We start from the raw sequence: 17164 nt of genomic DNA, 5'->3' as shown, positions 1-17164 counted from the left end.
CAGCTATTATTGTTTTTTAGATTTGTACACTTCTTTAACTGCAACTCTTCCCATAATAATCATTGAGCTTGCATCCATATTCACTTTTAAGCTTATTTTTGAAGCAGAATCTTTATTAGTAATAACTATTTTTTTAGACTCGTAGCCAACAAAACTAAAGAGTAAAACATCTCCTATTTTTAATTTTTGAGGAAACTCGAAATTGCCATCAAAATCTGTTTGCGTGCCAATTGCAGAGCCTTGTAATACTACGTTTGTGCCTGGTAATGGTAAGTTGTTTTCGTCCAAAATGGTACCTTGTACTTTAAAAGTGTTTTTTGTAGTATCCGTTTTTATTTCTGAAGAGTTTTTGATCTCTTGCGCTTGTACTGTAGTAAATGAGAATAGTGAGAGACAAGCTAAGCCAATTCCGCTTAATAGACTTACTAGTTTACTTTTTCTTGGGTTTTTAACATAAGAGCCTAATTGGTTACTATTAAATTGTCCGCAAGTGTTTTTGTTTTCTTTATTTTTAAAATAAGAAATAATTTGCTGTGCATTCATGCCAGTAAAATCGATAACTTCTTTTTCGCAAGAACCACAAAATCCACCTTTTGGAGTTGGTGTAAATTGATTAAATTTTTCTGAGCAAGGTGTGTTAATCTCTAAGTTGAATTGATTTTCCATAATATTTAGTTTTAATGTTATTATACATCAAACTTAAGAAGGATTATAACTTATAAAAACAGGGAATTAGTGAACTCTACTTTTGAGTGAGTAAAGCGTTACATTATGAAAGTTTACTTTAAAGAAAGGGTTGTTATTGGCAGTCTTTTTCTGGGATACCAAGCTGATTTGCTAATTTTCGTCGTCTTAAATATGCAATTTTAGGATTTGTTTTAAGAAATTTTATTGGTAACTCTGTGTCTTCTGTTATAGCGTTATATGTAGATTGGTGTTTAAAAGCACACTCACTATGATATGTAGTAGTAATGTAGTTAAACTGAAATTCTATAACATATAAAAAGGTTTCAATTTTTTTTGCTTTTCCACCCTTTAATGTACTTGTTGTATGTGAATAATCGTCAATTCTTTTATTGGTTACAGTTGCAAAAGTATAACTTCCGTATTTTTTTGTGAGTGCCTTATTGTAATAATATTTAAAACTAGAAGGTAAAGTAAATAGCACAAATGCAGAGCTTAATACAATAAATAAACTGCCAAAAATTTTAAACCCTAATCCTATATCATTTACTTGCGTACCAATCAAATAAAACAAAATCCCAAAGACAATAAAAATTAACCATATACCAATTAAACCTAAGTGTTTACGGAGTGCAAACATTATAAATTGCTTTTTGTCTGAAAAAGAAATTGTAGTCAAATAGATTAATTTTTGTAATACCAGAAAGGAATTGATATTATTTTCTTGTTAACTGTTGAGTCTGTTTTGTTTAGTTTTTCTAAACGATTAATATGTAAAACATGTTTCCCTTTTGGAAGAGTGTCTAAATCTAAAACGGTTTCAAAACCTAATTGGTTTTGTTTATTTGTTGTAAACACAAAATCATAATTTGTAATATTAATAGAGTCTATTTTAATATTATACATGTGTTTTAGAGTTTTTAAATACTCTATAGTTAGACTGTCTTTTTTTCTTTGTAAAGCGTTTATGTCTGAGTTTATATTTAGCTCAATGCTAGAGGCAACACCTCGTTTATCTTCTTTAGGTTTTAATGAGTTGTTAAATTTAAAGACTTCAGTTTCAATTTGATTATAATATTCAAAAAACACAGGTAGATAAGGTTTTTCAATTATTTTAGAAGGAATAGATACTTCGTTTATAAATTCTCCTTCTTCTTCAATTAAATCCTCATAATTAAACTTATTTGATGTATAAGAAGAAGAAGTATTAGTTTCGTCTAAATAGTTTGATCTGTTATAATTTAAAGTAGTAGTGTATATAATTATTGCATACAAAGGGACAAGAAACAAACTTAAGCGTTTGCCAAACTTATTGTCTAAAAAATTATACACTAATGGCCTGTATAAAAAGGATAGTGTTATAAAACTAAACACCCAATAAAAGGGAAAATATATTAGTGACGTCCATTTGTATTTTTTTAAAATACCTTGAGTGACAAAATCTATAAAATTTAAAAATACACCTATTAAAAAAATGCAAATTAATATAATACCAACTGTCATTGAAACAGAGTTATCTGTTTGCGAATCACCAAAATCAAAAAACACCCAAGCAATTGAAGCTATAACTCCAATGGTTAGAAAGGCTGATATTACATAGAAAACTAATAAAAAAGATAGTGCAAATAAAACACTACAATAATCTTCTAATCTGGCTATATACTTATCGAAAGAGCCTATTCGTTTCCGTAAATATTTATCGAATAACGAACTGTAGTTAAGTGCTTTATAATCGATATCTCCAGAAACATAACGTAATCCTAAAGCACCAATCCATAACCCTCTTAATATAACATGTAGGATTAGTGTAAACATTAAAATGGAGCAGGAGATAAGTGCTATTGTTAATATAAATGCTACAATGCCTTGTCCTTCATTTTGAAAAATATTAAAATATACTCCTAATGGTCCTATTGCTTGTGATAATCCATAAATTGAAAACCCAGAAATAATAAGTTCTAGTTGCCAACTCTCTTGTTGTAGTTGGTCCAACCATTTTTTAAAGCTTTTGGATCTGTAATTATTTCGCATTATTAATTGTTAGGATTAGCTGTAAATATAGTTAAATATCAAATTTTATTGTTCATTATTTAAAATACTAGCAACAGCTTGTTTGTATTTAACAGGATTGCCTGCTTTTTTTATGGCTTTATACGTTTTTTGAGGATTAGAAAACGACTGAGAGAAAAACTCCCAAAAACCTAACATTTTCATTTTTATGGGTGTTGGTCCTGACAAATACTCATCGTATTGTTGGTAAATTGTGTTGTGAAACTCTAAAAAAATGTCCCAACGGTTTTTAGGATATATTGTAGTGTTATTTTTAATCATACTTGGTAAAAAAGGATCTGCGATTAAACCACGACCAATCATAAAATGATCTATACTAGGAAAACGTGTTTGCATTTTTTTAAACGCATCTACACTTGTAATATCTCCATTGTAATAGAGTTTATGTTTTGTGTTAGTTATGCAACGCTCAAACGCATTTAAATCTACAGGACCTTTGTATAATTGCTTGCCAATGCGAGCATGGATTGCAATGTTTTTAAGCGGATATTTATTTAGAATAGGGAAGGTGTCTAAAATTTCTTCGGCATGGTCGTAACCCATTCTCATTTTCATAGAAACAGTGATGTCTGTTTCGTTGTGTATTCTTTTTAAAATATCATCAATTTTAGTAGGATTGCAAATTAAACCAGAACCCATTCCTGATTTTGTAACCATTGGATACGGACAACCTAAATTCCAGTTTAACTCTTTATAGCCTAAGCTTTGTACGTATTTTACAACAAACAAAAATTCATCTGCATCATTTGTCATAACTTGTGGTATAACTTCTAAAGTGGTATTGTGTTCTGGTTGCAAATCTAATTGGTAGGACTGCTTAATTTTTAGTTTTCCGTTCAACCTTATATAAGGCGCATAAAATGTATCGATACCTCCAAAATAATGATGAAATGCATTACGGAATCTAAAATCTGTAAAACCTTGTAAAGGGGAAGAAAGTAATGAAATTGACATGGGATTATAAGCGTTAAGCAAATATAGTTTAAAATGAAAAACCACTTCAACGAAGAAGTGGTTTTAAACACATATAGTTTTAGTGTATTTATTTTGTTGCTTTTTCTAATGCTTCAAGGCCACCAACAACTGGTAAAACCAATTGCGTTTTATCTAAGTTTACAGTTAATTCTGTGCCTGGTTTTGGATGAATTGTAAAATCCTTATCACTTGAAAAAATAATTAATCCAATTTGTTGTCCAGCTCTAATAATTTGGTCATCTGGTTGTAATTTAAAGGAGACATCGTAAAATTTACCTGGTTTTAAAGGAGCACTTTCTCTTAGTAATTTTTGATTTTGAGGATCGGCCCAACCACGAGTTATAATATTATCTGTAAGTAGTTTAGTGTTATTTTCCCAAGGTAGTGAGACTAGCCAAACTGTTAAATTTACAGCAGGTTTACTACTAGACATACTAATAGTAATTTGGCTTTCGCCAGAAATGTGAACATCTTTTGTTAGCTTTGGTGTAGCATAAAGTAATCTGTTTTTAGAACTTGTTGCTTGTGCATGTTCTTTTCCTGAGACATTAAAATCGTCTATTAAAGTTTCAGTTTTTTGCCTTTTTTTCTTTTTAGTAGATAAAGCGCCAACAGTATTTCCTCCTTTATTTAAAAATAAAGTCACTTCCTTTGCATTTGGGTTTGGGTACGCATCGTAGGCTGTAGGTTGATCCATTTTATCGTTTTCTCTAACAATCCATGCCTGTTTATCTTGTTCAACACCATTTTCTATTCCATGTAAATAGCGTGTAAACCAACGATTCATCATAGTTAATGGAGGAGGACCACCATGACCAAATTGGTGATAGTAAATTTGAGTTGGCAAACCCATTTCTTTGGCTTTTTTGTAAATTCGGTAACTATGCTCTGGCATAACATTCCAATCATTAAAACCATGTGCCATTAGCAAAGCAGCCTTCATGCCATCCATGTGATTAATATAATCTCTTCCAGCCCAAAAATCGTTATAATCTCCTGTTAATCTATCCATACCGTTTACCATTTCTGTATCTCTAACAGTTTTATTGTTATATGGTCGTTTACTTTCGTCTCCACTATGTATAAAATCATAAAGCACATCAATATCTTCCCCTAAATAGCCTCCAGGATGTCGTACCAAACCGTTAGACCTATAATAGTGATAATACGATGTGTTAGGTGCAATAGGTATTATGGCTTCTAAGCCTTCAACACCAGTTGTTGCTGCAGCTAGAGGTAAGGTTCCGTTGTACGATGTTCCTGTCATTCCTACTTTTCCTGTAGTCCAAGTTGCTTTTACTTCTTCATCTCCATCTGGAGTAGTATACCCTTTTGCACGTCCATTTAGCCAATCAATAACAGCTTTTGGAGCTAACGATTCGTTTTCGCCTCCAACAGTTGGGCTTCCTTGCGATAAACCTGTTCCAGGAGAAGACGAGTGCACAACAATATAACCACGAGGTACCCATTTAGTGATGTGCGAGTTAGAAATTATTGGTCGTTCTCCACGTCTAGTAACTTCTGGATGCACGCGTTCTGTAGGAGCTGGTTCTCCAAGTTCGTGCTGTACATTCCACATAGAACCAGGAAGGTCTGGTGCAACTCCAGCAAAATAAGGACTTGTAATGTATATAACTGGTAGTTTTAAACCTTCGGTGTCTGTTTGTTTTGGTCTGGTTACAGAGACGTGTACACGATCTAAAGCGTTATCTCCATCAGTATTAAAAGGTGTTTGCACCCAAAGATCGTGCCTTATCCAATCCTTGTAATTACTAAATTCTTTTACTATTTGTGCTTCGCCATTCTCAAAGACAGGTACAGTTTTTTCCTGAGCGATACTGGTGTTCGTAAACACTATTGAAAGCAAACCTATTATGATTAATTGTTGTATGTTTTTCATAAATTATGCAAATTATTTTAAGCAAACAAGTTAAGCATTTTATTTAAAATATAATATTTAACTTTTTCGGATTCAAAAGCCATATCATTTATATTTGAGTGTGGTTTTTAATAGAATAAAATTAAGAGTAATCATATAATTTATTAAAATGAAGAAAATACCTTGGCCAACCAAAAAAGTCATGGAACAGGTTTATGAAATGCAACTTTGGGGAAATAATTCTTCCAAATTTTATTCAGGTGTAGGATCGCATAATCCAGAAATAATTACACCTTATTTAAAAGCTGTAAGCTCATTTTTAAACAGTTTTAAAAACTCACTTACAGTTTGCGATTTAGGTTGTGGCGATTTTAATATTGGGAACCATTTGGTGAAATATACCAAAAAATATATTGCAGTAGATATAGTCGCTGCTCTTATTGAATATAATAAAGCGCATTTTAAAGCCGAAAATTTAGAGTTTAAATGCTTGGATATTGCAGTAGATAATTTGCCTTTTGCAGATTGTGCGATATTAAGACAGGTACTTCAGCATTTATCTAATGAGGAAGTGCTGAGTATAGTTGAAAAGTTAACCAAGTTTAAGTATATTATTTTAACTGAACATGTACCAGAAGCTAATTTTATACCTAACAAAAACATAATCTCAGGACAAGGAATAAGAATAAAAAAGCAAAGTGGTTTAAATTTATTAGCTCCACCATTTAATTTTAAGGTAAAAGAAGAAAAGGAATTAGCGTCTTTTACTTTAAAGGAAAATAAAGGTGTAATTGTCACTACGTTGTATAGCGTTTTTTAGTGTATTACTATATACTTTCAACAAATTTTAAAAACACAGCCTTATGTTTTTCCAAATCCATATTAGCCGAAAGTGAAGCACGTACAATATAATCTTTATCTCCTTCTTTAGTGGTACCTTGTGTTGAGGTTGCAGGAATAGTCCAATAGCAACCTTGTAATTGTCCGTAACTTACACAATACTTACTCTCGTTAGGAATTTCGGTAATCATTAAATTAATTAATTTAAGATTTAAGGCTCTTTTGTAGGTTTCTCTTTCTTTGTCTGTGTCTCCTTTTGTAGGTAAATCTAAAGAGAATACAGATGGTGTAAAATCTTGTTTTGCGAGTTCTTCGGAAACAAAATTGATTTTGGCTTTTGGTAAAGTTTTATTAATGTAATTAACAAACTCACGAGTGTTTTTATAAGCCTCCTTAATTCTTTGGTTCATAGAAGGTAACTGCTTGGCTAATATTTTGTATTGAAGCGCTGTCGCTTCGTTATCACAAAGTGTAAGATGTTTTTTTATGTTATGCATCAACGTTTCTGTTTGTGTATTGCCTACACAATAACCAGCAGTACATTGTCCTCCACTTGGGAATTTAGAGCCACTAGCATAAGAAATTGTTTTTACATTAGACAGTATTTTGCCTTCGGCTAAAAAGAGCACATTTGGACAAAACGTTTGATCTAAAATAAAAACTGGAGCAATAGCAGTCGATCCTGTTTTTGTTTTACGAACTGTACTTAAAGTGGCTTTTAATTTATCTAAATCAGGAACTTCAACCCTTGGATTTGTTGGGATTTCTGCAATAATATAAGGGATTGCATCTTGTTGAGCTATAGAATGTAAAACACGGTCAATACTTTTAACCATATCGTTATCTCCATCCACAGGTAAATCTACAATCTCAACATTATTAATACAAGCAGCAACACGACGTGCTTGGTCATTTGTACCACCATAACAATTTGGAGGCACAATAAACTTAATATCTTTTCCTTTATAATGTTGCAGTGCATGGTCAATAAGTCCCATCATTATGGCATATTGAATAGATAGTCCGCTGGATCCAACAAGTGGTTTTGTAGCTGTGCCAGTAATAGATGTAATAGCATCCAAAACACTTTTTTTATCAACTTCAACAGTGTTGTTTTTAGTCGAGTTTATTAACGTTTGATTTATAAACGCTTTTAAAATTGTATGACAATTTTCTGGTGTCATAGCAATTGTTTCTCTTCGTCGTACGTGTTGTATCTCTGAAATGTAATTTTTGTTATGCTCTCCATTTACCAGAAAAATGCTGCCAAAGTGCGCATAATTGTTACAATAAAAATCAATATTGGGATGAAGCGTAATGGTGTCTATTTTATTTTCTTCTGAAAAGAAGATTGTTGAGCCATTGTATTTAGATACTTCTGAAGCATTTTTGATACGTTTAAGTTCAAAGTTATAGCCATAAACTACTTTTAAAAGCTTTTCATTAAAATACTTTGGTAGCTCATCAGTATATACAATTTGAGTGTTTTTTTTTGCTAATAAATTGGTTCTAAGTATTGCTAAAATTGGCATCGTTTGAGATGCAAAACTAATAACTTGTTCTGGTTTTATATGGTGTAATTTTGCAATTCCCCATTCTAAAACACAAGATAATGGATGCCCTAATCTTATATAATCGTATGCAGTTGGTAACTCATTTAGTGCAAATGTTTGAGCAGTATTTGTTTTAAATAAAGCTTCAAATTCATTTAAAAACTCAGTTTTTGCCAATGCTTCATTATAAATATCTAGTCGGTGTGTTGTTGTACTCAACCAACCATTTGGCATAGTTTTTAAAACGTCTTTTATAAAATTTAATACTCTATTATCGTTCATAAATCGCTTCTTTTTATTGGTTGGCAAGATACATTAATAAGATATATTTTAGAAGCCTGAACGCGCATTTTCTTATAATTTAAACCGTAGCCTTGCTTATAAAAAAAGCCACTATTTACAAGTGGCTTTTTGTTTTCGCGAAAGCGAAATCTATTTTAATTATTGAGATTGCCACGTCGCTGAAATGAGCGACTCGCAATAACAAAACTCTCTAAATTACACTTCGCTTACTTAATCATGTCGTAGCTACGTTTAATAAAATTTGTAAGTTCTTCGCCTTTTAATAAGCCTTGCGATAAACGCGCTAAGTCTAAGCTTTGCGTAATTAAACGCTCTTGTTTCTTTTTAGTTTTAGTATTTAAAATTTCGTTAACTAACTCCGAGTTAGTGTTTACAATTAGGTTGTGAATTTCTGGCATGTTACCAAACATATTCATTCCGCCTCCACCAGTTTGCTGCATCTCTTTCATGCGTCGCATAAATTCTGGTTGTGTAATCATAAATGGTGTTGCATTGCTATCCATAGCTTCTAATTGTACCATAAATTTTTCTGAAGGAATAACCTCTTTCAACAAAGCCTCTAAACTTGTTTTTTCTTCTTCAGAAAGTTTAGAGATTGCCTCTTCATCTTTCTTAATTAGGTTGTCAATATGGTCGCCATCTACACGTACAAAAGTTACGTTCTCTTTAGTGGTTTCGAATTTTTGGATTAAATGCGACACAATTGGAGAGTCTAATAAAAGTACCTCGTAGCCTTTAGCTTTTGCAGCTTCAATATAACTGTGTTGCTCATCTTTATTGCTTGCATAAAGCACAACTAATTTGTTGTCTTTGTCTGTTTGAGCAGGTTTAATTTTTTCTTCTAACTCTGCAAAGGTGTAATATGTACCATCTACTGTTGGATATAAAGCGAAAGCTTCGGATTTTTCGAAGAATTTTTCTTCAGAAAGCATTCCGTATTCAATAACTATTTTAATATCGTCCCATTTTTTTTCAAAATCTTCACGATTGTTATTAAATAGGGATTTTAATTTATCGGCAACTTTACGAGTAATGTAAGACGAAATCTTTTTTACTGCTCCATCTGCTTGGAGGTAAGAACGCGACACGTTTAATGGGATGTCTGGCGAATCGATTACACCACGTAACATGGTTAAAAATTCAGGTACAATACCTTCTACATTATCGGTTACAAAAACTTGATTTTGATATAACTGAATCTTATCCTTTTGCATAGCCATATCCTGAGTCATTTTTGGGAAATACAAGATTCCTGTTAAATTAAAAGGATAATCTACATTTAAATGTATGTGAAAAAGTGGGTCTTCGAATTGCGAAGGGTATAACTCTTTATAGAAACTTTTATAATTTTCATCTTCTAATTCTGTGGGTTGTTTTGTCCAAGCAGGATTAGGATTATTAATTATATTATCTATAGTTTTTTTCTCTGGTTTTGCATCTTCTGGAGCGTCCTCTGGAAGTTCTACATTAACTTCCTTTGTTCCAAATTTAATTGGAATAGGCATAAACTTATTGTATTTTGTTAATAAGCTTCCAATACGCGCTTCTTCTAAAAACTCTGTAGAGTCTTCTGCAATATGAAGTATAATTTCTGTTCCTCTTTCTGTCTTATCGTGAGGTTCTAAAGTAAATTCTGGAGAGCCATCGCACGTCCAATGTGCTGCTGTTGTTCCTTCTTTATGTGATTTAGTAATGATTTCTACTTTTTCTGCAACCATAAAAGCAGAATAGAAACCAAGACCAAAATGACCAATAATTCCAGAATCTTTTGCAGCATCTTTGTATTGATCTAAAAACTCTTCGGCTCCAGAAAAAGCAACTTGGTTAATGTATTTTTCAACCTCGTCTGCTGTCATCCCTAAACCTTGATCGATAATATGAAGTTTTTTACCTTCTTTATCAATTTTAACTTCAATTATTGGATTTCCGTATTCTGATTTGGACTCTCCAATACTAGTTAAATGCTTCAGTTTTAAAGTGGCATCTGTAGCATTACTAATAAGCTCACGTAAAAAGATTTCGTGGTCGCTGTATAAAAATTTCTTGATTAATGGGAAAATGTTTTCAACCGAAACATTAATATTTCCTTTTGTCATAATTTAAATTATTTGTTATTCCTGCAAAACAAGAATTTTATTAATATATCTAATTTTTAATCTGTATTACAAGCAAGTCAACAAAAATGCCAATAAGGTAAAAGTGACAAAGTGACATTTTAATACAAAAAATGCCATTCGTTGAGGAATGGCATTTAAAATTATATAATTATTTAATTATTGGTTTTCTTTATTTTTTACATGCTTTTCTAACCATTGGTCTTGTTCCCAAAGCATGTGTAAAATAGATTCTTTTGCTGCATAACCATGACTTTCTTTAGGCAACATAACTAATCTAACAGGTGCTCCTAGTCCTTTTAAAGCATTAAAATAACGCTCACTTTGTAAAGGGTAAGTACCAGAATTATTATCGGCTTCTCCATGAATTAAAAGTAGAGGTGTTTTCATTTTATCGGCATGCATAAAAGGCGACATGTTATAATATATTTCTGGAGCTTCCCAATAGTTGCGCTCTTCACTTTGAAAACCAAAAGGGGTTAGTGTTCTATTATATGCACCACTTCTAGCAATACCTGCTGCAAATAAATTTGAATGCGCTAATAAATTTGCGGTCATAAAGGCACCATAACTGTGGCCACCAACTGCCACACGTTCTCTATCAATATAACCTAAAGCATCTACAGCATCAATAGCAGCTTTTCCATTGGCTACTAATTGTTTAATAAAGGTGTCGTTTGGTTGCTCGTCTCCTTCGCCAATTATTGGAAAAGCAGCATCGTCTAATACTACATAACCTCTAGTTACCCAGTAAATTGGTGAGCCATAATAAGGGTATGTAAACTCATTAGAACTTGAGGTGTTTTGTCCTGCACTACTTTTATCTTTAAACTCACGAGGATAAGCCCATAAAATCATAGGGTATGTTTTGCCTTTCTGGTAATTTGTAGGCAAGTATAAAGTTCCTGATAAATCTAAGCCATCATCACGTTTGTAAGTAATCACTTCCTTTTTTACATTTTGGATACTTTTAAATGGGTTTTCAAACGTCGTTAATGGTGTTAAGCTATTTTGTTTGTTAATATCTCTAATATAATAATTTGGAAATTCATTTTTAGATTCTATTCGCACTAAAAATGTTCCCTTTTTAGCATTTAAAGCAGAGCTAATGCTTTCTACTTTGTCTGTTAAAGTAGATTGGTATAATCGTTTTGTTTTTTGAGACTCTAAATTTATTTCGTCTATAAAAGGAAATTTACCAGCCTCGCTATATCCTTCGCCAATTAAATAGGCCTTGTTAGCCTCTATATCTAAAACATATTCATTAAAGTTGTTTTTTGTGTAAACAAAACTTCCTGGATTGCTGTAAACATCTTGGTAATTTCTGTTAAATAAAACTATTGGTTCTTGGTTAGGGTTAGAGGGATTAAAAATATAAGTTCTTGTGTTTCTGGTATTCCACCAATAATCATTAGCTATTGCTACGTTATCATTTCCCCAAATAATACTACTAAATCTGTCTTTGGTTTTTAAAAGTGAAGTGATTTTACCATTAAAAGGTGCATCTTGCTGAAACACTTGGTCTCTATATTCTACTTTATTTTCAGGATCTCCACCATCTAAAGCTTCGGCCCAATACAAAGTTGCAGGTTTGTCGCTTCTCCAACTTAAATTACGCATACCTGTTCTTTCTGCCATAAAACCTTTAGGTAAATCTTCAATTAAAGGAACTTCTAGCATGGTTTTTACTAAATCGCCATTACTTTGATAGATGTTGGTTTGCGACGGAAATCTATAGTAAGGCACTAAATAAGAAAAAGGCTTTTTAATGGTTGTAATCATTACATAATTCCCATTAGGAGAGAAGGATATGCCACGATACATGTCTGCAGATTTCCAAAGGCTAGCATTACCATTAAGCGATACTTTATAAAGTTCTGATTGTGCTAATTGCTCAAAATTATGCTCGTCGTTTGGGTTTTTAAGTAAATCTTGGTAAGTTCGGTTTTGCGCTTTTACACCAGTTTCACTAACAGAAATTGTAGGCCCTGTTGGAACGGCTTCTTTAGTGTTAATAAGTGGTTTTCTACTTTCTGGTAACATTTTTACCAATAATGCTTCGCTATTTTTCATCCAAACCGCAGGATTTCGCATATTAGCATTTAGTTGTGCTTTAGTTAATTGTCTTGCTTCGGCATTTGCAATGTCTAATAACCATAATTCTGCTCCATTAGAAACCGTATTTGTAAAGGTCATATATTTTTGGTTTGGAGACCATGAGAAGTTTGCAAAACGACCATTCTCTGTTAAACCTTCAACATTTTTTGGATTTCCACTCTTATCATTTTTAACCTTTATATTAGTGTAATAACGTGTTCTGCTTCCAATATTAGTTACTGGATTAATACGTAAACCACCTAAACGCATTTCGGTTTCAGAGAGTTCTTCAATAGATTTATATGCACTTCTGTAGAGAAAAACAATATTTTCACCTTCGTTGTCCATTCTAATGCTTGGAGCCAAAGGCGCTTCAGCCAATTCTAAAATATTTTTATGCGGTTTTTGATAGGTAAGATTTTCTTGAGAATACCCTAAAATTACAAATAATAATAGGCAACATGATAGTAATGATTTCATAAATATAAGTTTTTTTTGAAGCCTAAATATAATGAAAACATAGCTTATAAAATGGCACTTTAGGTTGAGAAAACTATAGAATACTATGCATGCATAACTAATAAAATAGTTTCGTAGATTGTTTAGTGCTGAAAAACTTAAATTGCATTAAGAATTTAAAAACAATTAAACTTTTGCCATCGCAGAAGTAAAAATAAAAGGCTTTCGATGTATAACTCAAAAATTATAGGACTTGGTAAATACGTACCAGATAACGTAGTTACCAACGATGATCTGTCTAAAATGATGGATACAAACGACGATTGGATTACCGAACGTACAGGAATTAAAGAACGTCGTTGGGTAAAAAAAGGCTCTGGCGATACCACTGCAACAATGGGAGTAAAGGCAGCCAAACAAGCCATTGAACGTGCAGGAATAGATAAAGACGATATTGACTTTATAATATTTGCGACCTTAAGTCCAGACATGTATTTTCCTGGTCCAGGCGTACAAGTGCAACATGCTTTAGATATTAAAACTGTTGGAGCTTTAGATGTGCGTAATCAATGCTCTGGTTTTGTATATGCTATTTCTGTGGCAGATAACTTTATTAAAACTGGTATGTACAAAAACATATTAGTAATTGGTAGCGAATTACATTCTCATGGTTTGGATAAAACCACGAGAGGAAGAGGTGTAACAGTTATTTTTGGTGATGGAGCAGGAGCTGCAATTTTAACAAGAGAAGAAGATAACTCTAAAGGTATTTTATCTACACATTTGCATAGTCAAGGAGAACATGCCGAAGAGCTTGTTTTAGTCGCTCCTGGAATGGGAAAACGTTGGGTTAATGATATTATAGCCGAAAATGATCCAAACGACGAAAGTTATTTTCCGTATATGAATGGACAGTTTGTGTTTAAAAATGCAGTAGTCCGTTTTAGTGAAGTTATAAATGAAGGCCTAAAGAAAAACAACTTAGAGGTTGATGCTATTGATATGTTAATACCACACCAAGCCAATTTACGTATAGCACAATTTATACAACGTAAATTTAAATTAAGCGACAATCAAGTATTTAATAACATACAGAAATACGGAAATACTACAGCAGCTTCCATACCTATTGCTTTAACCGAGGCTTGGGAAGAAGGCAAAATAAAAGAAGGCGACACTGTTGTACTTGCTGCTTTTGGAAGTGGTTTTACTTGGGGAAGTGTGATTATGAAGTGGTAAAATAGCAAGATTTAGAAGTAGAAAATATTATAAAATCTAACATAAGATACCTTTATTAAAGAGATTGAATAAAAAAAAATCCGAAGTCTTAGCTGCTTCGGATTTTTTTTCTGTTTAATTAACCATTTAAACTAAACTATATATTGTTTATTTTATTAAGAAGACTAATTCAAATAAATTATAACTTGTAATATAGTGTTGTTACTTATTAGACGCTAAAAAATGTTGTTTTATTACACTGGTTGTCAAACTTTAACGCTATTTAACAAATAGTAATATATTTTCTTAATCTATAGTTAACAAAACAAAAACCCAAAACTTTAAACGTTTTGGGTTTTCTTATACAATAACCAAACATTAACACTAACCATCAACTATTATGTGTTGGCTATCGTAACTAATTAGTGCTTTTTTTATAAAAATCCACCACCACCAGAGGTTTCATTTTTATCTCTATTTTTTCGTTTCATTGCAGAATATTTTCCTCCACCAAAACGGTAGGACAATGCAACATTCCAAGTGTTACTTTCCCAGTTAAAGTCTCCACGAGAAGGATAAGGGGAATCACTATCAAATTCAAAACGCATGGTATTAAAAATATCGCTATAATTAAAACTAAATGTCGCTCTATTATTTTCTAAGAAACTATAACGTAAACCTGTATTTACAAAATACATTGGTTTTCTGTTAAATTGGATTCCTTTTTCCTCGCCTCTGTACATAGCAAAAACAGATAAATTTAGCTGCTTTGTAACCTTAAAGTTGTTAAACATTCTAAAATTCCACACTACATTTTTTATTTCACTTTCTCTACTAACAATATCGTCTATAGTTGCAGTACTAATGTCGTCTGTATCTAAAATCTCTGTAATACCAGTTTGTGTTTGTGAGTATAAATCAAAACTAGTATTAAAGTTCCACCATTTTGTAGGTCTGTAATTCCCAGAAATTTCAACACCATAAGCGCTAGTATTATCAAAATTTCCGTAGGACAGAATTGAGTTTCCAGCAGTAACATCGTTTCTATCTATAAATACTACACGACTAATATTGTCTTCAATTAACCTATAAAATACACCACCTGTTAAGCTTCCTTTTCCTAATTTTCTAGTATAGTTTACCTCCATAGAGTTAGTAAACTGTGGTAATAATTCTGAATTTCCAAAAGAAGACACTCTTGGTGTACTCCATTCTCTAATTGGGTTTACTTGCTGTAAACCTGGTCTGTCCACACGACGACTATAGCTTAATTGGTACGAGTTTTTATCTGAAGCCTCATAGGTTAAAAAAGCCGATGGGTACACTTTAAAATAGTCGTTTTTAAAAGGAATAGTTTCTGTTGAGGTTGCTGTGGTTTGCAATGCATTTGCAGATTCGTTAGCTTGCTCAAGTCGAGCTCCAACTTGGTAACTCCATTTATCTAATTTTTTACCATAAGTTGCGTATAGCGCATAAATATCTCTATTATATTCAAAATCTGTACTTGGTGTTTGTGCAATTTCTCCAGAAGCGTTAAATGATAAACCTGTTGAGTTATAATCTACATTTGTATTAAATAAACGCACTTCAGATCCAAATTCTAATTTCCCTTCTTCTCCAATTGGTTTTACATAATCTACATTTATTGTAGTTTGATCTCTTTTTGTATCTACAACATCTGTATAATTTGGTGGAAAACTAAAGTTTTTAAATTTAAAATCGGCTACTTCATTTTGAGTAAAATCATTGTAATCTACTTCAACTTCTAAGGTTTCTTCTTCGTTGTCAAACTCATGCTTGTATGCTAAGTTGTATTGTCCAGAAGTGTTTTCAGACACGTTATTAAATAGCTGATTCTGTGTTAGATTTTCGTAAGAAATCATGGTGTTTCCATTGCCTTTTCCATCGTATATATTTTGATTGGTAAAAAATGAAATGGTATTTTTTTCATTTAAATAATAATCTACTCCAGCTTTAAACAAGTGCGATTTGTTATTGTTGTAAAATTTAAAATCTTGACGAGAATCATCATCAAAACGTTCTATGTTTCCGAAGTTATCATATTTTCCAATATTGTTTCCGTAGTTACCATAAAAATTGAATTTTCCGTTTCGGTAATTCATATCTATAGAGCTATTAAACTTTGCATAAACCTCTTTAGTTAATCCAAAATTTAGATTTCCATTAAAACCAATTTTAGTGTTTTTATGGAGTTTTATGTTTATAATTCCACTCATCCCTTCAGGATTATACTTAGCCGATGGGTTGGTAATTAACTCAATTTGCTTTATTGCTGTAGAAGGAATTTGTTTTAATAGCTGCGCAATTGGTACGTTAGAAAGTTTGCCATCTACCATTACACGTACATTTTGGTTGCCACGCAAACTAATGTTTCCTGTTTGTTGATCTACGTTTACAGAGGGAATATTATTCATAATATCACTGGCAGTTGCTCCTGCTGTGGTTAAGTCTTTACCAACATTGATCACTTTACGATCTACTTTTTGCTGTATGGTAGTGACTTCTGCAACAACAGTAACCTCTTCTAAACTTGTTGCGTTTTCTTCCAACCTTACAGTGCCAATATCTACAAGTCTATTACTTTTTGAAATAGAAATGTCTTGTGTAAAAGTTTTAAAACCTATAAACTGAATATTTACTGTTAATTTCCCTTCAGGTAAATCTGGAACTGTAAATTTTCCGTCATCGTCTGTAATTCCTCCAGTAATTATGTTGTTTTGCAAATCTTTTACTACTACACTTACATAAGGTAAGGATTGGTTTAATGTTGCGTCTAAAACAGTACCTGTAACAGTTCCAATTTTAGGAAGTGCTTTAGTACTTGTTTGTGCTTGTAGCATTATACTAAATAATAGTAAAGCACTTAGAATAAAATGTTTCATTGTGATTGGTTTTTGAGTTGATTATTTTTTGATTGATTATCATTGCTAATACAGTAAAGACGTTTATTT

The 17164-nt window shown here is 32.1% G+C and carries 11 protein-coding genes; 2 read left to right on the top strand and 9 right to left on the bottom strand.

Annotated elements, in window-relative coordinates:
* Positions 1-6: 6 nt before the first annotated feature.
* The 5 genes from ACVC5O_RS04595 to ACVC5O_RS04575 form a co-directional block, all read right to left on the bottom strand.
* Entirely contained in the window at positions 7-666 is a 660-nt protein-coding gene (locus ACVC5O_RS04595) for a carboxypeptidase-like regulatory domain-containing protein (protein ID WP_452220292.1), read from the bottom strand.
* A 133-nt stretch (positions 667-799) separates the two neighbouring features.
* Positions 800-1363 carry a hypothetical protein gene (locus tag ACVC5O_RS04590; RefSeq protein WP_452220291.1) on the bottom strand — a complete coding sequence of 188 codons (564 nt, stop codon included), beginning with the start codon at positions 1361-1363 and terminating at the stop codon, positions 800-802.
* A 5-nt stretch (positions 1364-1368) separates the two neighbouring features.
* Positions 1369-2715, bottom strand: a complete 1347-nt coding sequence (locus ACVC5O_RS04585) for a hypothetical protein (protein ID WP_452220290.1) — start codon at positions 2713-2715, stop codon at positions 1369-1371.
* Positions 2716-2760: 45 nt separating this feature from the next.
* A complete protein-coding gene (locus ACVC5O_RS04580) occupies positions 2761-3708 on the bottom strand; it encodes a tRNA dihydrouridine synthase (RefSeq protein WP_452220289.1) in 948 nt (315 codons plus the stop codon).
* 88 nt (positions 3709-3796) lie between these two features.
* The gene (locus tag ACVC5O_RS04575; RefSeq protein ID WP_452220288.1) at positions 3797-5629 is read right to left on the bottom strand and encodes a Xaa-Pro dipeptidyl-peptidase; all 1833 of its coding nucleotides are present in this window, start codon (positions 5627-5629) and stop codon (positions 3797-3799) included.
* Between the two features lie 148 nt (positions 5630-5777).
* On the opposite strand from ACVC5O_RS04575, the gene ACVC5O_RS04570 reads away from it, so the two are divergent.
* Entirely contained in the window at positions 5778-6428 is a 651-nt protein-coding gene (locus tag ACVC5O_RS04570; protein WP_452220287.1) for a class I SAM-dependent methyltransferase, read from the top strand.
* A 7-nt stretch (positions 6429-6435) separates the two neighbouring features.
* Here the strand turns inward: ACVC5O_RS04570 and ACVC5O_RS04565 are convergent, their stop codons facing one another.
* From ACVC5O_RS04565 to ACVC5O_RS04555, 3 genes are all read right to left on the bottom strand, one after another.
* On the bottom strand, positions 6436-8283 hold the full coding sequence (locus ACVC5O_RS04565; protein ID WP_452220286.1) for a cystathionine beta-synthase: 1848 nt from the start codon (positions 8281-8283) through the stop codon (positions 6436-6438).
* Positions 8284-8510: 227 nt separating this feature from the next.
* On the bottom strand, positions 8511-10400 hold the full coding sequence (gene htpG / locus ACVC5O_RS04560; protein WP_452220285.1) for a molecular chaperone HtpG: 1890 nt from the start codon (positions 10398-10400) through the stop codon (positions 8511-8513).
* Positions 10401-10577: 177 nt separating this feature from the next.
* Entirely contained in the window at positions 10578-12995 is a 2418-nt protein-coding gene (locus tag ACVC5O_RS04555; RefSeq protein ID WP_452220284.1) for a prolyl oligopeptidase family serine peptidase, read from the bottom strand.
* 207 nt (positions 12996-13202) lie between these two features.
* On the opposite strand from ACVC5O_RS04555, the gene ACVC5O_RS04550 reads away from it, so the two are divergent.
* Positions 13203-14213, top strand: coding sequence for a 3-oxoacyl-ACP synthase III family protein (locus tag ACVC5O_RS04550; protein ID WP_452220283.1), 1011 nt, complete (start codon positions 13203-13205; stop codon positions 14211-14213).
* A gap of 413 nt (positions 14214-14626) precedes the next feature.
* On the opposite strand, the gene ACVC5O_RS04545 is transcribed toward ACVC5O_RS04550, so the two are convergent.
* Positions 14627-17095: a TonB-dependent receptor domain-containing protein gene (locus ACVC5O_RS04545; protein WP_452220282.1), complete on the bottom strand. Its 2469-nt coding sequence runs from the start codon at positions 17093-17095 to the stop codon at positions 14627-14629.
* Between the last annotated feature and the right edge of the window lie 69 nt (positions 17096-17164).

This window comes from Lacinutrix salivirga (assembly GCF_053604675.1).
The sequence above is the reverse complement of the archived record's forward strand: the minus strand, read 5'-3'. Positions and strand labels throughout refer to the sequence as shown.